The following is a 22,508-nucleotide window of genomic DNA, read 5'->3' as shown; positions in this document are numbered from 1 at the left end:
AACGAAGCGTCGTCGTGTGAAGTTAAGACCCTGACGAACGCCCGCCAGTTCGCCGTTATACTCGCCGCTCTGTTTGGGAGCCAGCATGAATTCTTTGCCAATCGATGAAGTTTTACCCGCCCTGCGTGAAGCCCTAGCGACACGCCACGAAGCTGTGCTCGAAGCACCGCCCGGCGCTGGTAAAACTACCCGCGTGCCGCTGGCCTTGCTCGATGAGGCGTGGCTGGCCGGGCAGACCATTCTGATGCTCGAACCGCGCCGTCTGGCCGCGCGCGCAGCGGCGGAACGTCTGGCCAGTGAGTTGGGCGAGAAGGTCGGTGAAACCGTTGGTTATCGCATTCGTCTTGACAGCAAGGTCGGCCCCAACACACGCATCGAAGTAGTCACCGAAGGCATTCTCACCCGGCGTCTGCAGGATGACCCGGCGCTGGAAGGCGTGGGCTTGCTGATCTTCGACGAATTTCACGAACGCAGTCTCGACGCCGATCTGGCGTTGGCCTTAAGTCTGAACGGTCGCGAGCTGTTCCGGGCTGAACAACCGCTGAAGATTCTGCTGATGTCGGCCACGCTCGAAGGTGAACGTCTGGCCGGGTTGCTGGACGACGCGCCGATCCTGCGCAGCGAAGGCCGCATGTATCCGGTGACGATGCGCTGGGGCCGTCCGTTTCAGCCCGGCGAATACATCGATCAGCGTGTAACGCAAACCGTGCTCGAAGCGCTGCACGATGAAAGCGGCAGCCTGTTGGTGTTTCTGCCGGGGCAGGCGGAAATTCGTCGTGTGCATCAACAATTGGCCGACGCGATCGGTGAGCGCAGCGACGTGTTGCTGTGCCCGTTGCACGGTGAACTCGATCTCAATGCCCAGCGTGCTGCAATTGATCCGGCGCCGCCCGGCCAGCGCAAAGTGGTGTTGGCGACCAACATCGCCGAGACCAGTCTGACCATCAACGGCGTGCGTGTGGTGATCGATGCCGGGCTGGCGCGGGTGCCGCGTTTTGACCCGGGCAGCGGCATGACGCGTCTTGATACCCAGCGGATTTCCAAGGCCAGCGCCACCCAGCGTGCAGGCCGCGCCGGGCGATTGGAGCCGGGGGTTTGCTATCGCTTGTGGTCGCAGGATCAGCACGAGCAATTGGCGGCGTATGGCAGTGCGGAAATTCTCTCGGCGGATCTCGCCAGCCTCGCCCTGCAACTCGGACGTTGGGGCGTCACGCCGGGCGAACTGGTCTGGCTCGATGTTCCGCCAGCGGCGGCTTATGCCCAGGCGCAGGATTTGCTGCAACGGCTGGGTGCGCTGGAAGGTGAGGCGCTGACCACTCATGGTCAGGCCATGGCTGAGTTGCCTGCGCATCCGCGCATCGGCCATTTGCTGTTGCGCGGACAGGCGTTGGGTTTGGCCAACATGGCCTGCGACGTCGCCGCATTGCTTGGTGAGCGCGATATCGTGCGCGGTGCTGGGGCGGATTTGCACAGTCGGCTTGTGCTGCTTTCTGGCGAAGAGCGTGCCGCCCGTGGTGCGCAGGGCGGGGTGCAGCGCGCTAAGCAACTGGCGCGGCAATATCGCGGTTACCTGCGTGGCAAGGCGAGCGAGCCGGTCAGCGATCCTGATCATCCGCGCTGGCTCGGTGCGTTGCTGGCGCTGGCCTATCCCGATCGCGTCGCGCAACAGCGGCGTGCCGGTGGCGCTGAGTATCGTCTGGCCAACGGTCGCGCGGCATTGTTCGCTGAGGCGGACAGCCTGATGAAAGAGCCGTGGATCGTCATCGCCGACCTCGGCAGCCGTCAGGGCCAGCGCGAAGAACGGATTTATCTGGCAGCGGATTTCGATCCGGCGCTGTTCGATTCCGTGCTCGCCGAACAGGTGCGCAATGTCGATCAACTCGATTGGGATGAACGCGAAGGCGTGCTGCGCGCCGAGCGTCAGCGCAAAGTAGGCGAGCTGATTCTCAGCCGCGAACCGCTGACCGGTCTCGACGAAAATGCGCGCAGTCGGGCGCTGGTCAATCTGGTGCGGCGCAAAGGTCTGGAGCTGCTGCCGTGGACGCCGGAATTGCGTCAGTGGCAGGCGCGGGTGGCGCTGTTGCGACAGCTTGATCTGAATTCGCAGGATGAAAGTCAGTGGCCGGATGTCAGCGATGCAACGTTGCTCAACACCCTCGAAGACTGGCTGATGCCCTATCTGGGCAAGGTTTCGCGGCTCAGCCATTTTGCCAATCTGGATCTGTCGAGCATCGTCCGTAATCTGCTGCCGTGGCCGTTGCCGCAAAAGCTCGATGAGCTGGCGCCACATCATCTGAGCGTGCCGTCGGGGTCGTCGATTCGACTCGATTACAGCGAGTCTCCACCGATTCTCGCGGTGCGCTTGCAAGAACTGTTCGGGCTGGCGGACACGCCACGAATTGCCGGTGGGCGCCAGGTGGTCAAATTGCATCTGCTATCGCCAGCGCGGCGGCCGGTGCAGGTGACGCAGGATCTGGCCAACTTCTGGCGCAGCACCTATGCCGAGGTGAAGAAGGATTTGAAGGGGCGGTACCCGAAGCATTACTGGCCGGATGATCCGCTGGTGGCCGAAGCCACCGCACGGGCCAAACCGCGCGGTACCTGAAGGTCAGAAGATCGCAGCCTGCGGCAGCTCCTACAGAATTGAAGTCGGCCACAGAATAACGGTACGACACCGATCTAATGTGGGAGCTGCCTGCGATGTCATTTCATGAGCGCGAAAAGACTGTTTTGACCCATCCCTGCAGGGTGTACTTCTGGTAGATGTGTTCAGGCACATCGACATACGGATCAGTAATGAACCGTTCCGGAATCACCGGATTGGCCTCATCAATGACCAAAATGTTCGCCGGGTTGTAAAAGTCATAGTCGACCACGCTCTTGTTGGTGGTGATGATTTTTTTCCGTGAGGCCATGGCTTCGAAGAAACGGAAACTCAACCCGGCCTGACCAGGCTTGGAAATGTCCAGAATGATCCGCGAGCGTTTCACCAGTTCGCCGACGGATTCCAGCGACATTCTCTGCTCGAAGAACGTGATGCCCGGATGCGCGTTCGGGATTGGTTTGCACTGAACCAGAAATTTGTAATCGGTCACCCCGAGGCGGTCGAATGCCTGCGCCAGGCCCTCAAGTGCCGGCACCCGATCCTTGCCCGCCATCACCACAAACGCCGAGTATTCACCGGGTTCGCCGTCTGCGCTGTAGTCGTCGTAAATGAAGTTGTGGAGTTTCTTCAGGCCGTAGCTTTCAGCATTCTGCGGGTCGAAGGAAAACACCTCGTCATAAGCGCCGAGTTCTTCCCGGGTCATCGGCCAGCGACTGAAGCTGTCGTAGAGGTAGGCGATCTTGTGTTCGCTGGCATTGAGGCCAGCGGTCAGTTGCCGGGGATCGATTTGTGCCGGGTTGATGATCAATGCAACGTCAAAGCGCCCTGATGCACCGATACTCTTCTTGAATTGGCGTAACTGCGCCCAGCGTTTAAGCGGGCGGCGCAGGATCTTCGGCGCTCGATCAAAGCTGTTCTGTGTCGATGACGTATCGATGAAACACACGTCATTGTCGATCCTCAGATAGTCCGCCAGTTTGCGCGCGTAACCACCAATGTCCTTGCACACCAATAAGATTTTCATGGGATTCCATATCGTGAATTCGGGGCGACGGGCCGATGTTCCTCAGCCCGGCCTAGGGCGTCGCCGGCAGCAGGAAGCGCGCGATCACCGGCAGATGATCGGAGATGCGCAACGTATCGTCCTGACGCACCCTCGCTTCCACCCGTTTCATCTTCGGGCTGTAAAACAGATAGTCGACTGTACGATCCGGGCCGTTCAGGCCAGGATCGTTGGGGTAGTGGGTCAGCCACTGCGCACGATCGATGCCGCTGGCTTCGTTGTTGGTCGGGATCATCGGGTACTTGTCCCACAGCAGATGCAGTTCGCTGTCGGCGGAGTAGGGCGTGCGCTGCTCGGCGGGCAAACGACGGTATTGACCCAGCGGCAACAGGTTGAAGTCGCCGCCGATCAACCACGGCAGGCCCTGACTTTCGTACTTGTCGAGCATTTTGGCCACGGCGCTCACCTGCGCCTGCAACGTGTCATCGGGCTGGCTGGCACGCTCCAGGTGCGTGTTGAACACGGTCAGTTGCCCGCCGTCGCTCAGTGGCAGTTTGGTCGCGAGCAGGGCGTCTTTCGGCTGGAACTGACGGCTGATGAAATTGGCCGCAGCAACCGGCAATTGCAAGCGCTCGGCGTGCTCGATGCGATAGCGGCTCAGGGTTGCCAGTTGCCGGCCGACGCTGCCGAAAATGTGTCGATCAGGGACGAAATCGGCTTTCCAGTCAAACGCGCTGGCACTGCACGGGTATAGGTCGGCAACGCGTTCCTGCAACAGCTTGAGCTGGTTCTGATAGTCGCTGGCCTTGGCGCCGTCATCGAGCTCCTGCAACAGCACTACATCGGGCTGCTCGTCGCGGATCACCCGCGCCACTTCGTCGAGGCTGAAAGCCATGTCTTCCAGTGTCGGCGCTTCATCTGTGCCCTGGGCCAGATCATTCCAGAACACGTAACGCTTGCCTGCGAGGTACTGCACGTTCCAGGTCATGACTTTCAGCGCCTGGCCCGGCACCAGCGTCGGTGGCGTTCCCGTGCAACTGACCGGCAGGGTTTCGCGGGCGTCGGGACGCCATGTCAGGCTGAAGATCAGCGTGCCGATCAACACGACGGCCAGCACAACAAACAACAGGGTGTAGCGCAGTAGACGGGTCATGGCTCGGCTTATAGCGTTACAGAAAGTGGCCCCGAGCATACCTGACGGCTGTCTCGAAGCCCAAGCGCAGAGCGGTCAGATTACTCTGTCACGTTTGTCAGGCAATTCGCTGATCAGCATGAACAGGCGGAACAACACCACACTGGTAAACAGCTGCAGAAAACTGTGAGCGCTGTCGATCAGTATCGCGATCAGCGGGTTCTGCGGCTCGGGGTACACCGCCAGCGTCGCGCCCTTGAGCAACCACAGCGGCGTCATCACACAGAGAATGCACAGCAGGATTCGCCAGAAATGCCCACGGGTCAGGCGCAGGCTTTCTTTCATCGCCTGCAATGGCCCCATGCCGCGCAGCACCAGCAGGTATTCGCCGAACGCGAGCATCACCATCAGCATCAGGCCCGGCAGGAAATACAGCGACAGGCCCAACAGAATCAGCAAGGTATTGAGCGCCGTGAGCAACGCGAAGCGCGGCCACAGGGTGGCGGCCATCGCCAGCAGGTCACGGTTGCGCGGCGCCTCGCCACGGCTGCGCGCATCGAGGAACAGGATCAGCGCTGCGGTGTACAGCGGATACACCAGCAGACCGACGACGATACTGATCGCCGAGATGTTTTCCGGCCCGCTGGCGTGATCGACCACTTGTTGCAGGAATGCTTCGAAAATCACCAGCGGCAGGCACAACTGCACGATGCTGCCCAAATGGCGTTTGAAAAAATACAAAGAGTCGCGCAGCACTTCGAGGGCATTCATCAGTCGGTATCGCAGGTCGAAAACAGTGGCTCACTTTAACCGATGATGGCTGGCGCGACACAAACGTAAACATTCGGTAAAGGTCATTGAAACGTTTTGTCACCGTCTCCATTACAGGAGAGCACCTCGGCCAACGTGGACGAGGGCAATGTTATCCCCGGCAATCTACGAGGTCGCCATGAACAGCGAAGAGCAAACCCTGATCGATGGACTGTTTTCCCGGCTGCAACAGGCCGAAACGGAGGCAGCCCCGCGTGATGCCCAGGCTGAGGCGCGGATCAAGGAACACCTGACCCGCCAGCCAGCGGCAGGTTATTTCATGACCCAGGCGATTCTGGTGCAAGAGGCGGCGCTCAAGAGCCTCGATGAGCAGAACAAGCAACTGACTCAACAAGTCCAGCGTTTGCAGGCTGAGTTGCAGTCGGCGAAGGCCCAGAGTGCCGCACCGGCGCCGAGCGGCGGCGGTGGTTTCCTGTCGAGCATTTTTGGTGGCAGCCCGCGTCCGGCGCCGACTCAGAGTGCCGCGCCGGCCTCGACTGGCGGCTGGCGCGAACCGGCACCGCAGCAGAATTACGGCGCGTCTGCACCCCAACAGAACTTCGGCGCGCCACCGCCTAACTACGCGCAACAAGCCGCTCCAGCGGCAGGCAGCAGCTTCCTCGGCGGCGCCTTGAAAACTGCGGCTGGTGTAGCTGGTGGGGTGATGCTGGCGCAGGGCATCAGCAGCCTGTTCCATCACAACCAGCAGCCGGAAGAAATCGTTGAAGTGATCAAGGAAGAGCCGGCGCAGGTCGCCGACCAGAGCAACAACGGCTGGGGTGATGATCAGCGTGTGGCGGACAATGGATTCTCTGGCAATGACCAGGGCGGCTTCACCGACACCGACTACGGCAACGACAACTCTTCCTTCTTTGATGACGACGATTCCTTCGTCTGATTCACCATTCGTCCGGAGCCCCTTGGGGCTCCGGGCCGATTATTCGCGGAACCCTCCTGATGGCTGGCATACTGAGCGCCTTTTTCGGGCCTGGCGCCTGATCCCGCTTCGTGCGCTTGCGCGCCCACAGGAACTCCGGTGAAAAAAATCGCAGTGTTCGCCGACGTGCAGAACCTCTACTACACCGTGCGTCAGGCTTATGGTTGTCACTTCAACTACGCCGCATTGTGGGCCGACATCAGCAAGGACGGGCAGATCGTCGAGGCCTACGCCTATGCGATCGACCGTGGCGACAGCAAGCAGCAACAGTTCCAGCAGATCCTGCGCAACCTCGGTTTCACCGTGAAGCTCAAACCCTACATCCAGCGCAGCGACGGCTCGGCCAAGGGCGACTGGGACGTGGGCATCACCCTCGACATCATGGACGCCGCCGACCACGTCGACGAAATCGTCCTGGCTTCCGGTGACGGCGATTTCGACATGCTGCTCGAACGCATCATCAGCAAGCACGGCGTTCAAGCCGTCGCCTACGGTGTGCCCGGCCTGACCGCCAACTCGCTGATCCGCGCCGCCAGCCGTTACGTGCCGATCGAAGGCGCGCTGCTGTTAAAAAATTAAGCTGAAGAATTGATTTGTACGGAGTAGAACCCGGTTTGGAACGCATTGCAGTCATCGACTTTGAAACCACCGGCCTCTCGCCGAACAGCAGCTGTCGCGCCACGGAAATCGCCGTGGTCATGCTGGAAAACGGCCGCATTGTCGAGCGTTACCAGAGCCTGATGAACGCCGGCGTGCGCGTCCCCGCGTTCATCGAACAACTGACCGGCATCAGCAACGCCATGCTGCGCACCGCGCCGCCGGCCGAAAAAGTCATGGAAGAGGTCAATGAGTTTGTCGGCTGCACGCCGCTGGTGGCGCACAACGCCTCGTTCGACCAGAAGTTCTGGGACTTTGAGCTGGGGCGGATCAAGCGTACGCGGTTGCAGAATTTTGCTTGCTCGTTGCTGCTGGCGCGGCGGCTAATGCCTGCGGCGCCGAATCACAAGCTCGGTACGCTCACCACGTTCGCGCGTTTGCCGCATACCGGCCAGGCTCACCGGGCAATGGCCGATGCCGAGATGGCGGCCAATCTGATGGCGCATTTGGCGGAAGAGTTGCGGCACAAGCACGGAGTAAGCGAGCTATCGCACGACCTGCTATGCAAACTGCAGAAAGTCCCTGCCGCGAAAGTCAGTGAACATCTGCAGCGCTATCGCTGATCCCCAATCCAGCACACAACCCCTGTAGGAGTGAGCCTGCTCGCGATTATGGTGTGTCAGTCAATATTTGTTTCGACTGACACACCATAATCGCGAGCAGGCTCACTCCTACATTGGATCTGTGGTGATCTGAACTATTTGCCGTTGCTTTCGATGTGACCGAGCGGCACGCGCTTTTCAATCGCGCTCGACAACACAATCGAGGTCTTGCTGAAACCAAACTTCGCCACCCGATTGATCAACTCCTCAAGCTCCGTCATCGACCCCACCGCAGCCTTCATCATCACGCATGGATCGCCGGTGACCCGAAAGCACTCGGTCAGTTGCGGGATTTTTACCAGTTCGTCGTAGACCTTCTGACTGCCGTTCTGGTGCAGCCGCAATTCGATCATGCACTGGATCGGCAGGCCGATTTTCGACAGGTCGATTTTTGCCTCGTACCCGGTGATTACCCCGGCAGCTTCAAGCTTGGCCACGCGCTCGGCGACGGCCGGGGCGGAGAGGTTCACCTTGCGCGCCAGGTCGGCGTAGGACGCGCGACCGTTTTCGAGTAGGGCGCTGAGCAGCATGCGGTCGTATTTATCCAAGGCTGAACTCCTGAAAATGCCGGGCTTTCGAAATCTCGGTTTAAGACGTCGATCTCCGTGATTTCAAAAGTGTACTGCCCTGATAAACAGGTTTTGTAACTTATTTTTGCCCTCTGGCCTTTCTAGAATAAGCAGTCCCCGAATCTGACTGTCGAGCTGCCCATGTCTGCCGTGCGCCGTTTTTCCTTGCCGCTGATCGCCGCGTTTTTCGCGCTGTATGTGATTTGGGGGTCGACCTATCTGGTGATCCGCATTGGCGTCGAGTGCTGGCCGCCGCTGATGCTCGGTGGTGTGCGCTTCGTGATTGCCGGTTCGTTGATGTACGCCTTCCTGCGCTGGCGCGGGGCACCGGCGCCGACCTGGGCGCAGTGGAAAGCGGCGGGGATCATCGGGATTTTGCTGCTCAGTTTCGGTAATGGCGCGGTGAGCGTGGCCGAGCATACTGGCGTGGCTTCGGGGGTGGCGGCATTGGCGGTGGCGACGGTGCCGTTGTTTACTTTGCTCTGTGGATATTTCTGGGGCGCGCGTAACACTCGGCTGGAATGGGCCGGGGTGGCGTTGGGGATTGTTGGTATTGCCATGCTCAACATGGGCTCCAACCTGCAATCGAGCCCGCTGGGCGCGGCGCTGCTGATTTTTGCGGCGGCGACCTGGGCGTTCGGTTCGGTGTGGAGCAGACACTTGCCGTTGCCGCAGGGCGCCATGGCCAGCGCGGTGGAGATGCTGGTCGGTGGTGTGGTGTTGCTGATTGGCAGCGCCGTCAGTGGTGAGCATCTGCAAGCGATACCTCCGGTTGAAGGCTGGCTGGCGCTGGCGTACCTGATCTTCTTCGGCTCGATCATCGCCTTCAATTCCTACATGTACCTGCTCAAGCACGTGCGTCCGGCGGCGGCGACCAGTTATGCCTACGTCAATCCGGCGGTGGCGGTGTTGCTGGGGATTGTCTTTGTCGGCGAGACCATCGGCATCGAGGAAGCGCTGGCGATGCTGGTGATCATCAGCGCCGTGGTGTTGATTGGCTTGCCGCAGTGGCGTCGGCCGGCACAGCCGCCAGTCGTGGCGCCGACAGCCGTTCCCACAGAAACGCGTACGAATTAGGGTAAACTGCGCGGCATTGCATGCCTGCGTTATTTTTTCCTACGGTACTCCCATGACTTTCGCCACCCTTGGCCTGATCGAACCCTTGCTGCGCTCTCTCGAGACGCTCGGCTACCAGACCCCGACGCCGGTTCAGGCGCAAGCCATTCCGGCCGTGCTGGCCGGTCGTGACCTGATGGCAGCGGCTCAGACCGGTACCGGCAAAACTGCCGGTTTCGCCTTGCCACTGCTGCAGTTGTTGGCCATGGAAGGGCCGAAAGTCGCTGCCAATTCGGCGCGTGCGCTGATTCTGGTGCCGACCCGCGAGCTGGCCGAGCAGGTTCATGAGTCTGTGCGCCAGTACGCCGAAAACCTGCCGCTGCGCACGTACGCGGTTTACGGCGGCGTCAGCATCAACCCGCAAATGATGAAGTTGCGCGGCGGCGTCGATGTGCTGGTCGCCACGCCTGGTCGCCTGATCGACCTGTTCCGCCAGAACGCGCTGAAACTCGATCAGTTGCAGACTCTGGTGCTGGATGAAGCCGATCGTATGCTCGACCTGGGCTTCTCCGAAGAACTGGCGAACATTTACCGCATGCTGCCGAAGAAGCGCCAGACCCTGCTGTTCTCCGCGACCTTCTCCGATGACATTCGCCTGCTGGCCGGGCAGATGCTCAACGATCCGCTGACCGTCGAAGTCAGCCCGCGCAACGTCGCTGCCAACACGGTCAAGCAGTGGATCGTCACGGTGGACAAGAAGCGCAAAGCCGAGCTGTTCGTGCATTTGATGCGCAAGAACAAGTGGAAGCAGGTGCTGGTGTTCGCCAAGACCCGCAACGGTGTGGATGCGCTGGTGGAAAAACTCCAGGGCCTGGGCGTGAATGCTGACGGTATTCATGGTGATAAACCGCAAGCAACCCGTCAGCGCGCGCTGGATCGTTTCAAGCTCAGTGAAGTGCAGATTCTCGTGGCCACCGACGTTGCTGCGCGAGGTCTGGACATCGAAGATCTGCCGCTGGTGATCAACTTCGATCTGCCGATCGTGGCTGAAGACTACATTCACCGCATCGGCCGTACTGGCCGTGCTGGCGCAACCGGTGAGGCGATTTCGCTGGTGTGCGCGGATGAAGTGAACATGTTGTCGGCAATCGAGATGCTGACGCGGCAGACATTGAAGCGTCAGAACGAACCTGATTTCGAACCTGAGCATCGTGTGCCGGACACCGATGCCAGTGGTCAGGTGATCAAGAAGCCGAAGAAACCGAAGAAGCCGAAAGCTTCGGGTGGTGGCGGCAAGCGCAATCTGGGCAAGTGGGTCGACAGCGGCGAGACGCAGGCGCCGGAGCCTTCGATCAAGCCTGTGCGGAAAGTGCCGGTGTTCAACACGGGGCCTCGTAAGCGTAAGCCTTAAGGTCAAAAGCCCCTCACCCTAACCCTCTCCCCAAGGGAGAGGGGACTGATTGGGGGATGCTCGCGAATTACGCCGACCTGATCCTACGGCTGTGAATCCATAATCGACTCGGTCTTTCACGTCGACGGATGACGCCAGACACCTCGGTCGGTCCCCTCTCCCTCTGGGAGAGGGCTGGGGTGAGGGTTTAGCTTTTCAGCCACTGCACAATACCCAATCCCGCCGCCCGCCCGCTGGCAAAACACCCGGTCAGCAAATACCCGCCCGTTGGCGCTTCCCAATCTAGCATCTCCCCCGCGCAGAACACCCCCGGCAACGCCTTGAGCATCAAGCGCTCATCCACCGCCTCGAACGTCACGCCCCCGGCACTGCTGATCGCCTCGTCCAATGGCCGCGTTTTCACTAACGTCAGCGGCAGTGCCTTGATCGCCCGGGCCAATAGCGCTGGGTCGGCGAAAGTTGCTGCATCGGTCAGTTCGCGCAACAGCGCCGCTTTCACCCCATCAATCCCGACCTGACTGTGCAGATGCTTGGCCATCGACCGCGAGCCACGTGGCTTGCTCAACGCCGTCTGCAATTTATCCACAGGCCGGCCGGGCAACAGATCAATGTGAATAACCGCCGCGCCATGCTGATTGATCGCCTCACGAATCGGCGCCGACAGCGCATAAATCAGACTGCCTTCAATCCCTGTCGCGGTGATCACGCATTCGCCCAAGCGCGGAACGTCGTCGTTCAAACCGATGGCGATATTTTTCAGCGGCGCGCCGGCGAATTTACTGACCATCAATTCGCTCCAGGCCTGCACTTCAAAGCCGCAATTACTCGGCTGCAACGGCGCCAGTCCTACACCGCGTTGTTCCAGTGGCAGCATCCAAGCGCCGTCCGAACCGAGCCGCGACCAACTGCCACCGCCGAGGGCGAGCAGGGTGGCGTCGGGTTTGACGGTGATTTCACCTTCCGGGCTGTCGATGCGCAGCGCGCCGTGTTCATCCCAGCCGAGCCAGCGGTGGCGGGTGTGGATAACTACGCCGCTGTCGCGCAGGCGTTTGAGCCAGGCGCGCAGTAGCGGGGCAGCTTTCATGTCGGTGGGGAACACGCGGCCGGAGCTGCCGATAAAGGTTTCGATGCCCAGATCATGAATCCACGTGCACAACGCATCGGCATCGAAACCGCGCAGCAGCGGGGCAATCTGCGGCGCGCGCTCGGCGTAGCGCGAGAGGAATGCCGGGTAGGCTTCGGAGTGGGTGATGTTCATCCCGCCGACGCCGGCCAGCAGGAACTTGCGGCCCACCGAGGGCATGCCATCGTAGAGATCGACGCGGATTCCGGCCTGGCTCAGCACTTCAGCGGCCATCAGGCCGGCGGGGCCACCGCCGATGATGGCGACGTGAGCGGGGGAGGAGGCGGAAGTCTGGGTCATGGAGTGCGCTGCGGTATGGCGGGATAAGGCGCGCATTCTAACAGCCGAGATCCTTTGTAGGAGTGGGGTTGGCTTGAAATTTTGGTTGAAAAATGATCAGTGCCCTGCAGCCCATGAATAGCATGGCCTGCAGTCCCTTTCACTCAGGTTATCCACAGGCAGTTCCACAGCGATTGTGGGTAACGCAGCACAACTCAGTGACAACCGTGTGAATGCCAGACCCGCTGTGCGCTGTGATGGAGAATGCCATGGCGGCGGGCGAGGGCGTGGCGATCCTTGCTGTAGCCGCCGCCGATCACGCCCATCACCGGAATATCGCGCCCCAGGCAATGGCGAATCACGCTTTCATCACGAGCAGCGACGCCTGCGTCCGTCAGTTGTAGATAACCGAGGGCGTCGTCCTTGTGTACATCGACACCAGCGTCGTACAGCACCAGGTCCGGTTGATACAGCGGCAGCAGGTAATTGAGTGTGTCGTCGACCACTTTCAAATAGTCGGCATCGCCCATGCCTTTGGGCAGTGGAATGTCCCAGTCACTTTGCGCTTTGCGTGCAGGAAAATTCTTCTCGCAGTGCAGGGAAACGGTAATCGCCTCCGGCGTGTCATGCAGGATCCGCGCGGTGCCGTCGCCCTGATGCACATCGCAATCAAAGATCAGCACGCGATTGACCCGACCGCTTTGCAGCAGGTAATGGCTGATGATCGCCAGGTCATTGAAGATGCAGAACCCCGCCGGGTAGTCGTAATGCGCATGATGAGTGCCGCCGGCCAAATGGCAGGCCAAACCATGCTCCAGGGCTTTCTCCGCGGCCAGAATCGAACCGCCGACCGCGCGCACCGTGCGTCGCGCCAAGGCTTCGTTCCACGGCAGGCCAAGACGCCGCTGGTCTTCGCGGGACAACTCGCCGCTCATGTAGCGTTCGATATACCCACGGTCATGGGCGAGGGCGAGGATGTCGTTGGGGCAGATCTCCGGGCGCAGCAGGTCGGCATCGCGGGTCAGACCACTGTCCACCAGGTGGTCGCGCAGCAAACGAAACTTGTCCATCGGGAAGCGGTGATCCGCCGGAAACTCGGGGCTGTAGTCTTCGTGGTAGATCAGCGGCAGTGGCATGGCGAATTCATGTAGGAACGTAGGAAAGAGTGAAGGATCCTACCAGCGATGTAGACTTGCGGCATGGAAACGGAGGGGCACTATGGAGCCGATACTGGAACTTGAGAGCGCGCGCTTGCTGATGCGTCAGTGGCAGGACGAGGATTTGCCGGCATTTGCCGCGATGTGCGCCGATCCTCAAGTCATGCGTTATTTTCCGGCGCCGTTGAGCCGATTGGAAAGCGCCTCGATGATCGGCCGCGTGCGTGGGCATTTTGCCGAGCATGGTTTCGGCTTGTGGGCGCTGGAGCGTAAGGACAGCGGTGAATTCATCGGTTTCACCGGGCTCGGTGTGGTCGGTTTCGATGCACCGTTCACGCCGGCGGTGGAAATCGGTTGGCGCCTGGCCAAGGAACATTGGGGTCTGGGCTATGCCAGTGAAGCGGCGTGGACCGCTCTGCGTTGCGGCTTTGATCGATTGGCGCTGAAGGAAATCGTCTCCTTCACTGCGCAATCCAATCTGCCGTCGGAGAAAGTCATGCAGGCGATTGGCATGCATCACGCTCCGGAAGATGATTTCGATCACCCGAAACTGGCCGCCGATCACTCCTTGCGCAGGCACGTGCTGTATCGCATCACCCGGGAACAATGGCTGCAAACCTTGCATGGATAAGCCGACACGGACGTTTACAATGGCCGCCATATCATTGGCCCGCGCCAGAATCTGAATCGGCCGCCGCAGCCAAGACTGCGCGGCATAGTGCTTTGTGTGAGGAGAGTCTGAATGAGCCAAGTGTTGGAAGATCTGGTCGACTTGCTGACCCTGGAACCGATCGAAGAAAACCTGTTCCGTGGCCGTAGCCAGGACCTGGGTTTCCGCCAGTTGTTCGGCGGTCAGGTGCTCGGCCAGTCGCTGTCGGCGGCCAGTCAGACGGTTGAAGAGGCGCGCCATGTGCATTCGATGCACGGCTATTTCCTGCGTCCGGGCGATGCCAAGTTGCCGGTGGTTTACTCGGTTGATCGCGTGCGCGATGGCGGCAGTTTCAGCACTCGTCGGGTCACGGCGATCCAGAAGGGCCACCCGATCTTCACCTGCAGCGCGTCGTTTCAGTATGACGAAGCAGGCTTCGAGCATCAGAGCCAGATGCCCGTAGTGGTCGGTCCGGAGAACCTGCCGTCGGAGCTGGAATTGACCCAGCAACGCGCGCACCTGATACCGGAACACATGCGCGAAAAACTGCTGTGCCCGAAACCGATCGAAGTACGCCCGGTCACCGAAAAAGACCCGTACAACCCGCAGCCGGCCGATCCGGTGAAGTACGTGTGGTTCCGTGCCGACGGCGCATTGGCCGACATCCCGGCGCTGCACAAATACCTGCTGGCCTACGCTTCGGACTTTGGCCTGCTGACCACCTCGATGCTGCCTCACGGCAAATCGGTGTGGCAGAAAGACATGCAGGTCGCCAGCCTTGATCACGCGCTGTGGTTCCATAATGATCTGCGCGCCGATGACTGGTTGCTCTACGCGATGGACAGTCCGTGGGCCGGCAATTCCCGTGGGTTCTCCCGTGGCAGCGTGTACAACCGCGCCGGGCAATTGGTGGCTTCGGTGACGCAGGAAGGTTTGATCCGCCATCGCAAGGATTGGGCATGAGCCTGAAAGAGGTTAAGCACTGGGTGTTCGACATGGACGGCACGCTGACCGTCGCCGTGCATGACTTTGCGGCGATTCGCGTGGCATTGGCGATTCCGCCGCAGGACGACATCCTTACGCATCTCGCCGCGTTGCCGGCGGATGAGGCGGCGGCCAAGCATGCGTGGTTGCTCGAGCACGAACGCGATCTGGCGCTGGGCTCGACCCCGGCGACCGGGGCGGTAGAGCTGGTGCGTGATCTGCACGCGCGGGGCTATCGCCTCGGCATCTTGACCCGCAATGCGCGGGAACTGGCGCACGTGACGCTGCAAGCGATTGGATTGGCTGACTGCTTTGCGGTGGAAGATGTGCTGGGCCGCGACGAAGCGCCGCCGAAGCCGCATCCGGGCGGTTTGCTGAAACTGGCTGAGGCCTGGGAAGTGCCGGCCAGCGCGATGGTGATGGTCGGTGATTACCGCTTTGATCTGGATTGCGGACGAGCGGCGGGGGCGCGCACGGTGTTGGTGAATCTGCCGGATAACCCGTGGCCCGAGTTGGCCGATTGGCATGCGAAGGATTGTGTCGAGTTGCGGCGGATGCTTCTGGCCTGAAATCTTTGGTGCCTGAGCTGACCTCTTCGCGAGCAGGCTCACTCCTACAATTGGAATGCGTTCCCCTGTAGGAGTGAGCCTGCTCGCGATAGCGTCAGATCAATCAGCACAAAACTTATTCAAACAACGCCTTCTGCCCCTCCGGCGAGGTCAGCATGCCATCGCCGTTATGCCCGACCCCGGGCACTTCCACCAGCCGCTGATTGACGCCCTCGGGATGGCGGCGCAGCAAATAGCCAAAGTACAACTTCCCACGCTCCAGGCGATACGCACCCTGCGCTTCGGCTTCACAGCGCTTGTCCAGCGCCGGATGCTTGGGATCAATATCCTGCTGCCCCAGCAGATAAATCACCTCGCGTTTGACGTAACTGCTCTCAAGCTGCAACGGCGTTTGCCCACCGGCGTACACAGGCATGTCTGACAGACCGTACTTCCAGCGATTGAAACCCGCGCACTTGGCGTGATCGAACGCCACCGGCCTTTGTTCATTGAAGTAGGCATAAGAAGACGGATTGGCCACCACATAGCGCAAACCAATGCCGTTGGCCTTCAGCGCCGGTTGATCCTTGGCCAGCAGGGCATAGCGCTGTACAACCTGGCCGCCGCCGGAATGACCGAAGATTACGATCTGCTTCACGTCCGGAAATTGTTTGCGATCGCTGATCCGTCCGATGATTTCGTCGAGCGCCGCATAGGAACTCAACGGATTTGGCCCTGTGGATAAGCCGCCGCCCATCCACTCGTTGCCTTGCCAGCGCAGCAAGGTGGCGGGGAGCGAGTACAGCGCGACATCGCTTTCATTGAGAAACTGCGGCGCGATCACCAGTGTGTGCGCACTTTGCCCGGCCAGTTCGGCGGCGCTCTCGGCGCTTTTGCGATAGGTTTCCGCGTTGCGCAAGCGGCCATGAATGACGATCAGCACGCGCTCGATTTTTTCTGGCGCGGGGCCAATACCCACCGCCATTTCCCCGGCCTTGAGTTGCAAACGACCGGGGCTGATCGCATCGACACCAGCGGCGTGCGCGGTGCTGCCAACGATCAGTAACGCCAAAAGCCATTTATGCATTTACAGGTTTTTCGCCGCGAAGGTGTCGCACTGGCCGACCTGGCCCTGCGCGAATCCGGTTTTGAACCAGCGCACCCTTTGCGCCGACGTACCGTGAGTAAACGAGTCCGGCACCACACGGCCCTGACCCTGTTGTTGCAGGCGATCATCACCGATGGCGTTGGCCGCGTTCAAGGCCTCTTCGATGTCGCCCGGTTCCAGCCAGTTCAAACGCTTCTGTGCGCTGTAGGCCCAGACACCCGCGAGGCAGTCAGCCTGCAATTCCTGACGCACCAGCAAGCCGCCATCGCCTTCCATCTGCCGGCCTTGCTGGCGGGCTGTCTGAATTTTCGCCGAGACGCCGAGAAGTGTCTGCACGTGGTGTCCGACTTCGTGAGCGATCACGTAAGCCTGGGCAAAGTCGCCGGCCGCCTTGAAGCGTTGCGACATTTCCTGAAAGAACGCCATGTCCAGATAGACCTTCTGGTCGGCGGGGCAATAGAACGGGCCGGTTGCCGAGGTGGCCAGACCACAGGCGGAATTGACCCGGTTGCTGAACAGCACCAGGGTCGGATCTTTATATTGGCGCCCGGCCTGCTGGAAAATCGTGCCCCAGGTGTCTTCGGTATCGCCGAGGATCGAGCGGACGAATTCGGCCTGTTCATCGTTGGCCGGCGGTGCCTGACGGGTTTGCGAGGTAGGCGCCGATTGCTGTGTGGATTGCCCGGCGAGCTGACCGAGGATCTGCATTGGGTCCTGCCCGGTGATCCAGCCAATACCGACGATCAGCAGGATGGCCCCCAGACTCAGGCCTTTGCCGCCGCCGAACCGCATGCCGCCGCCACCGCCGGCATCATCACCACGGGCGTCGACGACGTTGTCACTGCGTCGGCCTTTTTTCCATAGCATGTGGGAATCCTCTGTGTGTATCGGGTGGTGATGAGTGTTGCTGTTGTGTGAGTGTGGCGCCAGTCCGGTCGTCCGTCTATTCGCACACACGCAAACAGGCCCGGCCTCGTGTTGACGAGGTCGGGCCTGTTATTGACGGTCTGGCGCGAGGCAAATTCAATCCCGCGCAAGATTTCTATCGCTGGATTATCAATCAGCGATCAAACGCATCCCACTGCGGTGCGAAATCCGGGCTGACCTGGCGTTGATTTTTCGGCAGTGCGGCAATCAATGCGCGGTCTTCATCGTCGAGTTCGACTTTCAGCGAGGCGAGGTTGGCCAGTTGATTGGTGCGGCTGCTGGCCTTGGGAATCGCTGCGACGTTGGGTTGGTCGAGCAACCATTTCAATGCGACCTGGGTCGGCAGCACGCCGTGCTTTTGGGCGATCTGTTGAATCTGCGGGATGTCCGAGACCTTGTTGCGTGCCAGTGGCGTGTAGGCCGTCAGTGCCATGTCGTGTTGACGGGCGTAGTCGAGCAGAGCGTTTTGGCCGAGCAGGACGTGGTATTCAACCTGAATCGCTGACAGACCGATGCCGTATTCCTCGACGACTTTGCGCAGCAACGGCAGAGGAAAATTCGCCACGCCGATGTTGCGCGCCAGGCCTTGCTCCTTGAACGAGGCCAACGTGGCGAGGGTGCGTGGCAGGTCCCAGTCGGTGGTCGGCCAATGAATCATGAACAGGTCGACATAGTCACTGCGCAAAGCAGTGAGGCTGCGGTCCATGGAGTGGCGCATCGCGTCGGGTTGCAGCTGATCCCACCAGACCTTGCTGGTGACATGAATCTGCTCGCGCGGTGTCGAGGTATTCGCCAGTGCTTGTCCGACCGCGTCCTCGTTGTTGTAGGCCGCTGCCGTGTCGATGTGTCGATAACCCAGGTCCAGCGCTTGCTCCACGGCGCGGGTGCATTCGTCACCGAGCATCGGCCAGGTGCCGAGGCCCAGCTTCGGCATGTTCAAACCTTGGGCGTTAACGATGTGCTGCATGGTCGATCTCCTGTTCGAAAGCAGTCATGCCGGCAATGTGCCGGGCGGCGATGTAACCGAAAGTCAGCGCCGGGCCGAGGTTGATACCGCCCGCCGGGTAGTGGCCGCCCATGATGCTGGCCATGTCGCCACCTGCTGCGTAGAGGCCGGCGATGGGCTGTTGGTGGGCGTCCAGCACTTGCGCGTGGGCGTTGACCTTGAGTCCGGCGAAGGTGCCGAAGCAGCCCGGCTGGACTTTCACGGCATAGAACGGACCGGTGTCTATTGGGGCAACGCAGGGGTTGGGAAGGTTCGCCGGATCACCCTGTTTGCGGTTGTAAGGTGTGGTGCCGCGTCCGAACAAAGGGTCTTCGCCGTGGCGGGCATGGCGGTTGTAGTCGTCCACGGTCTCGCGCAATCCGCTCGGGTCGATGCCGCAGGCGCGGGCCAATTCTTCAATGGTGTTGCCGCTTTTCAGATAGCCGCTGCGGATAAATTCTGACACCGGCAGCGGAAATGGCCGCGATATGCCCAGTCCATAACGCCGTTGAAAGGCGCGGGTGCAGATCAGCCAGGAGGCGACTTCTTCACCTTCCGGCGCGGCGGCGACCATCGCGCTGACGTAATCGTAATAACCGTTGGCTTCGTTGACGAAGCGCTGGCCGTTACACAGCACGCCGATGATCCCGGGTTTGCCGCGCTCGATGATGTGTGGGAAATGGCCGGTGCTGCCGTCGGAATGTGGCACTTGCGATACCGGCGCCCACGCCACGGGCGAAGCCACATCGGTATTGACCCGTGCACCGACGCTTTCGCCCAGGCGCAAACCATCGCCGTTGACGGCCAGCGGTGGTAGCGCCCAATGCTCGTGACCGGTCGGCGTGTGCGGAAACAGGGCTTTGCGCCGCTCGATGTCATTGGCAAAACCACCAGTGGCGAGCACCACGGCTTTGCGGGCATGAATGCGGACCGGGCCTTTGCGGGTGTTGATCACTGCACCCGAGACGCGCGAGCCATCACGCAGCAATGCCGTTACAGGCGCTGATTCCCAGAGCAGAACGCCAAGGTCTTCGGCGGACTTCGCCAGCCTTGCCACCAGCGCCACGCCGTTGACCAGTTGCATCGCCCGGCCATGCACGGCGAGATCAAGCAGATGCCGAGTAAAGCGCCAGGTCACATGCCATGCCGCTTTCAGCGACCGCGTCAGATTGAGGAATGCCGACAGATCCGCCCCGGCCATGATCGGCATGCCCATGAAGGACGTTTCGCGCATCGTTGTACGAAGGCGCTTGAGCAGGCGTCCGACCTTGCGTCCGTCGTAAGGCGCCGCGATGACCGAGCGACCGCCAGTGCCAGCGCCCGGCGTGTCGCCATGAATGTCGGCAATGGCGTTGCCATCAGCAAATTGCAACGCGGTGTGCTGCTCAAAAAACGCGACCATGCACGGCCCGGCTTCAAGAAAGGCATCGATCATTGCCGGGTCAAAGTGCTCGCCCAGTTCATGGCGCAAATAGGTGCGCGGTTGTTCGATGTCTTCGACGATGCCGGCCCGACGGGCCAGCGGATTGCACGGCACCCACGCCCAGCCCCCGGACCAGGCCGTGGCGCCACCGAACAGCGGATCCTTTTCGACGACGATGACTTTCAAGCCATGCCACGCGGCGGTGACGGCGGCCGACAACCCGGCGGCGCCAGAACCGACGACCAATACGTCGCAGTCGATATCAGGGAGTTCGGCAGACATCAAACAACGCTCCAGCGATGAATTGTTTTTGGAATTTGATTCCAGAAAATAACCAGTGCTGGCGTAGCACGACAAGCCGTGATTCAACAAAGCGGGCGGTTATCGAACAACCGGTTCCAGATTTCGCTTTACCGCGGATGTCTTCTAGAATCGGCAAAATTTCCTTTGGATATCCCCATGGCCGGCAGTCAAATCGAACGGGTTTTCAGTGTGCTGGAAACCCTTACCAGTGATCCGCGCGGGCTGCCGATGCAGACGCTGGCAGAGCAACTGGATATCCCCAAAAGCGCGACGCACCGCTTGCTCGCCGAGCTGATTCGCCTGGGCTACGTGCGCCAGAATGCGGAAACCTTGCGTTATCACCTGTCGACCAAACTCGTCGCGATGGGCTTCCAGTATTTGTCGAGCAGCGGTGCCGATATCGTCCAGCCAGTGCTTGATCGACTGGCGCAGGAAACCGGCGAACTGGTGCGTTTGGGCGTCATCGATGGCGAGCGCCAGACCTGGATCGCCAAGGCGCAGGGCGCGCGCAGCGGTCTGCGTTACGACCCGGACATGGGCCGCGATGCGCCGCTGTTCTACACCGCGTCCGGGCATGCGTGGCTGGCGTGCATGAGCGATGCCGAGGCGTTGTCGCTGGTCGAGCGGCAGGCGGCGGAGGTGCCGGTGGGCGTCGGGCCGAATGCGCCGCGCTCGAATATCGAGTTGCTGGAACGCCTGCGCCTGGCCCGCGAGCAGGGGTATGCCTGGGTCGAGGAGAGCTCGGCAGTCGGCACTTCGGCGATTGCGGCGGTGGTGAAGCATCCAACGGATGGTCGGGTGATCGGCGTACTGAGTATTGCCGGACCGAGTGCGCGGATGCCGGGGGCACGGTTGCATGAACTGGCGCCGTTGTTGCTGACATTCACCGAAGAATTATCAGCAGCAAGCCTGGCCTCAGAACTGTTTATCTAATCCGAATTCACGCAGTGCCCTTGTAGGAGTGAGCCTGCTCGCGATCGCGGTGTATCAGCTGGCATTAATGTTGGCTGACACACCGTGATCGCGAGCAGGCTCACTCCTACAGGGGATTTTTGTTGTCCACGAAGTTGTGCGGTGTTCGCACGTTTTTGAGATGGATGGGTGTTTGATTCTGGAACTCGGTTCTAAATTGTTTGTGGAGTGTTATTCCGAGAACAATCACAAGAGGACCGCACCTTGAATTCGCCCCTTCGAATCGCCCTGATCGGCGCCGGCAATATGGGCCAGCAACATTATCGGCATCTGCAAACCCTCAGCGAAGCGACGCTGTGCGCAGTGGCTGATCCCGGGCCGCAAGCCGCAGCGCTTGCGGCTGATTGGGGTGTAAGGCATTTCGCCGATCACCGTCAGATGCTCGAGCAGATCAGGCCAGACGCGGTGATCGTCGCCAATCCGAATAATCAACACGTCAGCACCGCGCTCGATTGCCTGGCGGCGGGTGTGCCGGTGTTGCTGGAAAAACCGGTCGGGGTGCACCTGGATGAAGCGCGCGAGCTAGTCGCGGCGGTCAAAAGCAGCGGCGTGCCGGTGCTGGTCGGCCATCATCGGCGCCACAACCCACTGATCGTTCGCGCTCATGAATTAGTGCAGAGCGGGGCGCTCGGGCGGCTGACCACGGTGACCGCGCTGTTCCAGTTGCGCAAACCCGACAGTTACTTCGAGATCCCGTGGCGCCGCGAACCGGGCGCCGGGATGTTGCTGACCAATCTGATTCACGACCTCGATCTGTTACGGCATCTGTGCGGTGAGGTGCGCTCGGTGCAAGCGATCACCGACAACACCGTGCGCGGGTTCGCCAACGAAGACAGCGCGGCGGTGTTGCTGCAATTCGAAGGTGGCACCTTGGGAACCCTGAGCGGGTCCGATGCAGTGGCGGCGCCATGGAGTTGGGAGCTGGATTCCGGTGAGAACCCGGTCTATCCGCGTCAGGCCGATCAGCCGTGTTATCTGTTGGCCGGGACTGCTGGCGCCTTGAGCATTCCGCAACTCAAGCGTTGGCATTACGCCGCTGATCAGGTCGACGCCGGTTGGCATGAACCCTTGTTGATGGTCGAAGAGTCCTACAGCGGTGACGACGCTTTACGCTTGCAGTTACAGCATTTCGTACGTGTGGCGCGGCGTGAAGTCGAGCCGCTGGTCAGCGCTGCCGATGCCGCCCGCACCCTTGCGTTGATTGAAGCCATTCGCGAGGCTGCCGCTACCGGTCGAGCCTGCGCCCCTGCACTGGTCGAGGCTTGAAT

21 protein-coding genes are annotated in these 22,508 nt (G+C 60.7%); 11 read left to right on the top strand and 10 right to left on the bottom strand.

The window, feature by feature from the left end:
* The first annotated feature begins 85 nt into the window (after window positions 1–85).
* Complete coding sequence (gene hrpB, locus PspR84_RS25240; RefSeq protein WP_160059523.1) at window positions 86–2,605, top strand: ATP-dependent helicase HrpB; 2,520 nt, start codon at window positions 86–88, stop codon at window positions 2,603–2,605.
* Between the two features lie 103 nt (window positions 2,606–2,708).
* On the opposite strand, the gene PspR84_RS25235 is transcribed toward hrpB, so the two are convergent.
* From PspR84_RS25235 to PspR84_RS25225, 3 genes are all read right to left on the bottom strand, one after another.
* Window positions 2,709–3,629, bottom strand: a complete 921-nt coding sequence (locus PspR84_RS25235) for a hypothetical protein (RefSeq protein WP_160059522.1) — start codon at window positions 3,627–3,629, stop codon at window positions 2,709–2,711.
* A 52-nt stretch (window positions 3,630–3,681) separates the two neighbouring features.
* Complete coding sequence (locus tag PspR84_RS25230) at window positions 3,682–4,761, bottom strand: endonuclease/exonuclease/phosphatase family protein (RefSeq protein ID WP_160059521.1); 1,080 nt, start codon at window positions 4,759–4,761, stop codon at window positions 3,682–3,684.
* A 75-nt stretch (window positions 4,762–4,836) separates the two neighbouring features.
* Window positions 4,837–5,511: a YciC family protein gene (locus PspR84_RS25225; RefSeq protein ID WP_160059520.1), complete on the bottom strand. Its 675-nt coding sequence runs from the start codon at window positions 5,509–5,511 to the stop codon at window positions 4,837–4,839.
* Window positions 5,512–5,689: 178 nt separating this feature from the next.
* On the opposite strand from PspR84_RS25225, the gene PspR84_RS25220 reads away from it, so the two are divergent.
* The 3 genes from PspR84_RS25220 to PspR84_RS25210 all read left to right on the top strand — a co-directional run bounded on the left by PspR84_RS25220 (window position 5,690) and on the right by PspR84_RS25210 (window position 7,707).
* Window positions 5,690–6,448, top strand: a complete 759-nt coding sequence (locus PspR84_RS25220; RefSeq protein ID WP_160060142.1) for a DUF2076 domain-containing protein — start codon at window positions 5,690–5,692, stop codon at window positions 6,446–6,448.
* Between the two features lie 138 nt (window positions 6,449–6,586).
* On the top strand, window positions 6,587–7,066 hold the full coding sequence (locus PspR84_RS25215; RefSeq protein ID WP_007949802.1) for an NYN domain-containing protein: 480 nt from the start codon (window positions 6,587–6,589) through the stop codon (window positions 7,064–7,066).
* Window positions 7,067–7,101: 35 nt separating this feature from the next.
* Window positions 7,102–7,707 carry a 3'-5' exonuclease gene (locus PspR84_RS25210; RefSeq protein ID WP_160059519.1) on the top strand — a complete coding sequence of 202 codons (606 nt, stop codon included), beginning with the start codon at window positions 7,102–7,104 and terminating at the stop codon, window positions 7,705–7,707.
* A gap of 134 nt (window positions 7,708–7,841) precedes the next feature.
* Here PspR84_RS25210 and PspR84_RS25205 read toward each other — a convergent pair whose 3' ends face one another.
* A complete protein-coding gene (locus tag PspR84_RS25205; RefSeq protein ID WP_095048752.1) occupies window positions 7,842–8,294 on the bottom strand; it encodes an Lrp/AsnC family transcriptional regulator in 453 nt (150 codons plus the stop codon).
* A gap of 162 nt (window positions 8,295–8,456) precedes the next feature.
* Here PspR84_RS25205 and yedA point away from each other — a divergent pair, with 162 nt between their 5' ends.
* The gene (gene yedA / locus PspR84_RS25200) at window positions 8,457–9,392 is read left to right on the top strand and encodes a drug/metabolite exporter YedA (RefSeq protein WP_160059518.1); all 936 of its coding nucleotides are present in this window, start codon (window positions 8,457–8,459) and stop codon (window positions 9,390–9,392) included.
* A 52-nt stretch (window positions 9,393–9,444) separates the two neighbouring features.
* Window positions 9,445–10,782, top strand: a complete 1,338-nt coding sequence (locus PspR84_RS25195) for a DEAD/DEAH box helicase (protein WP_016986155.1) — start codon at window positions 9,445–9,447, stop codon at window positions 10,780–10,782.
* Window positions 10,783–10,969: 187 nt separating this feature from the next.
* On the opposite strand, the gene PspR84_RS25190 is transcribed toward PspR84_RS25195, so the two are convergent.
* Window positions 10,970–12,205 carry a TIGR03862 family flavoprotein gene (locus PspR84_RS25190; RefSeq protein ID WP_160059517.1) on the bottom strand — a complete coding sequence of 412 codons (1,236 nt, stop codon included), beginning with the start codon at window positions 12,203–12,205 and terminating at the stop codon, window positions 10,970–10,972.
* Window positions 12,206–12,399: 194 nt separating this feature from the next.
* On the bottom strand, window positions 12,400–13,320 hold the full coding sequence (locus PspR84_RS25185) for a histone deacetylase (RefSeq protein ID WP_160059516.1): 921 nt from the start codon (window positions 13,318–13,320) through the stop codon (window positions 12,400–12,402).
* Between the two features lie 82 nt (window positions 13,321–13,402).
* On the opposite strand from PspR84_RS25185, the gene PspR84_RS25180 reads away from it, so the two are divergent.
* The 3 genes from PspR84_RS25180 (at window position 13,403) to PspR84_RS25170 (ending at window position 15,543) form a co-directional block, all read left to right on the top strand.
* A complete protein-coding gene (locus PspR84_RS25180) occupies window positions 13,403–13,972 on the top strand; it encodes a GNAT family N-acetyltransferase (RefSeq protein WP_160059515.1) in 570 nt (189 codons plus the stop codon).
* A 111-nt stretch (window positions 13,973–14,083) separates the two neighbouring features.
* The gene (tesB, locus tag PspR84_RS25175) at window positions 14,084–14,953 is read left to right on the top strand and encodes an acyl-CoA thioesterase II (protein WP_003228466.1); all 870 of its coding nucleotides are present in this window, start codon (window positions 14,084–14,086) and stop codon (window positions 14,951–14,953) included.
* Window positions 14,950–15,543: an HAD family hydrolase gene (locus tag PspR84_RS25170; protein WP_160059514.1), complete on the top strand. Its 594-nt coding sequence runs from the start codon at window positions 14,950–14,952 to the stop codon at window positions 15,541–15,543. Before tesB ends, PspR84_RS25170 begins: the two co-directional genes overlap by 4 nt.
* A gap of 115 nt (window positions 15,544–15,658) precedes the next feature.
* On the opposite strand, the gene PspR84_RS25165 is transcribed toward PspR84_RS25170, so the two are convergent.
* The 4 genes from PspR84_RS25165 to PspR84_RS25150 all read right to left on the bottom strand — a co-directional run bounded on the left by PspR84_RS25165 (window position 15,659) and on the right by PspR84_RS25150 (window position 20,247).
* Window positions 15,659–16,609 (bottom strand): alpha/beta hydrolase, encoded by a 951-nt coding sequence (locus PspR84_RS25165; protein WP_160059513.1) that lies wholly within the window; start codon window positions 16,607–16,609, stop codon window positions 15,659–15,661.
* Complete coding sequence (locus tag PspR84_RS25160; RefSeq protein WP_150706854.1) at window positions 16,610–17,497, bottom strand: neutral zinc metallopeptidase; 888 nt, start codon at window positions 17,495–17,497, stop codon at window positions 16,610–16,612. It lies immediately after the preceding gene.
* 193 nt (window positions 17,498–17,690) lie between these two features.
* Window positions 17,691–18,524 (bottom strand): aldo/keto reductase, encoded by an 834-nt coding sequence (locus tag PspR84_RS25155; protein ID WP_160059512.1) that lies wholly within the window; start codon window positions 18,522–18,524, stop codon window positions 17,691–17,693.
* Window positions 18,508–20,247, bottom strand: a complete 1,740-nt coding sequence (locus tag PspR84_RS25150) for an FAD-dependent oxidoreductase (RefSeq protein ID WP_160059511.1) — start codon at window positions 20,245–20,247, stop codon at window positions 18,508–18,510. Before PspR84_RS25150 ends, PspR84_RS25155 begins: the two co-directional genes overlap by 17 nt.
* A 177-nt stretch (window positions 20,248–20,424) precedes the next feature.
* Between PspR84_RS25150 and PspR84_RS25145 the strand changes: the two genes are divergently transcribed.
* Window positions 20,425–21,201 carry an IclR family transcriptional regulator gene (locus PspR84_RS25145; protein WP_160059510.1) on the top strand — a complete coding sequence of 259 codons (777 nt, stop codon included), beginning with the start codon at window positions 20,425–20,427 and terminating at the stop codon, window positions 21,199–21,201.
* Between the two features lie 243 nt (window positions 21,202–21,444).
* Window positions 21,445–22,506, top strand: coding sequence for a Gfo/Idh/MocA family oxidoreductase (locus PspR84_RS25140; protein ID WP_160059509.1), 1,062 nt, complete (start codon window positions 21,445–21,447; stop codon window positions 22,504–22,506).
* Window positions 22,507–22,508: the final 2 nt, after the last annotated feature.

The organism is Pseudomonas sp. R84 (assembly GCF_009834515.1).
In the GTDB taxonomy this organism is placed as follows: Bacteria; Pseudomonadota; Gammaproteobacteria; order Pseudomonadales; family Pseudomonadaceae; genus Aquipseudomonas.
Note: the sequence above shows the minus strand (reverse complement) of the source record. Positions and strands in the feature narration are given on the sequence as shown.

What these genes read in the sequence shown, in the direction of transcription:
- PspR84_RS25195 (WP_016986155.1), top strand. Translation starts at nt 9,445, where the DNA reads ATGACTTTCGCCACCCTTGGCCTGATCGAACCCTTGCTGCGCTCTCTC.
- PspR84_RS25190 (WP_160059517.1), bottom strand. Translation starts at nt 12,205, where the DNA reads ATGACCCAGACTTCCGCCTCCTCCCCCGCTCACGTCGCCATCATCGGC.
- yedA (WP_160059518.1), top strand. Translation starts at nt 8,457, where the DNA reads ATGTCTGCCGTGCGCCGTTTTTCCTTGCCGCTGATCGCCGCGTTTTTC.
- PspR84_RS25180 (WP_160059515.1), top strand. Translation starts at nt 13,403, where the DNA reads ATGGAGCCGATACTGGAACTTGAGAGCGCGCGCTTGCTGATGCGTCAG.
- PspR84_RS25165 (WP_160059513.1), bottom strand. Translation starts at nt 16,609, where the DNA reads ATGCATAAATGGCTTTTGGCGTTACTGATCGTTGGCAGCACCGCGCAC.
- PspR84_RS25170 (WP_160059514.1), top strand. Translation starts at nt 14,950, where the DNA reads ATGAGCCTGAAAGAGGTTAAGCACTGGGTGTTCGACATGGACGGCACG.
- PspR84_RS25160 (WP_150706854.1), bottom strand. Translation starts at nt 17,497, where the DNA reads ATGCTATGGAAAAAAGGCCGACGCAGTGACAACGTCGTCGACGCCCGT.
- PspR84_RS25145 (WP_160059510.1), top strand. Translation starts at nt 20,425, where the DNA reads ATGGCCGGCAGTCAAATCGAACGGGTTTTCAGTGTGCTGGAAACCCTT.
- PspR84_RS25150 (WP_160059511.1), bottom strand. Translation starts at nt 20,247, where the DNA reads ATGTCTGCCGAACTCCCTGATATCGACTGCGACGTATTGGTCGTCGGT.
- PspR84_RS25230 (WP_160059521.1), bottom strand. Translation starts at nt 4,761, where the DNA reads ATGACCCGTCTACTGCGCTACACCCTGTTGTTTGTTGTGCTGGCCGTC.
- PspR84_RS25220 (WP_160060142.1), top strand. Translation starts at nt 5,690, where the DNA reads ATGAACAGCGAAGAGCAAACCCTGATCGATGGACTGTTTTCCCGGCTG.
- PspR84_RS25185 (WP_160059516.1), bottom strand. Translation starts at nt 13,320, where the DNA reads ATGCCACTGCCGCTGATCTACCACGAAGACTACAGCCCCGAGTTTCCG.
- PspR84_RS25225 (WP_160059520.1), bottom strand. Translation starts at nt 5,511, where the DNA reads ATGAATGCCCTCGAAGTGCTGCGCGACTCTTTGTATTTTTTCAAACGC.
- tesB (WP_003228466.1), top strand. Translation starts at nt 14,084, where the DNA reads ATGAGCCAAGTGTTGGAAGATCTGGTCGACTTGCTGACCCTGGAACCG.
- PspR84_RS25235 (WP_160059522.1), bottom strand. Translation starts at nt 3,629, where the DNA reads ATGAAAATCTTATTGGTGTGCAAGGACATTGGTGGTTACGCGCGCAAA.
- PspR84_RS25155 (WP_160059512.1), bottom strand. Translation starts at nt 18,524, where the DNA reads ATGCAGCACATCGTTAACGCCCAAGGTTTGAACATGCCGAAGCTGGGC.
- hrpB (WP_160059523.1), top strand. Translation starts at nt 86, where the DNA reads ATGAATTCTTTGCCAATCGATGAAGTTTTACCCGCCCTGCGTGAAGCC.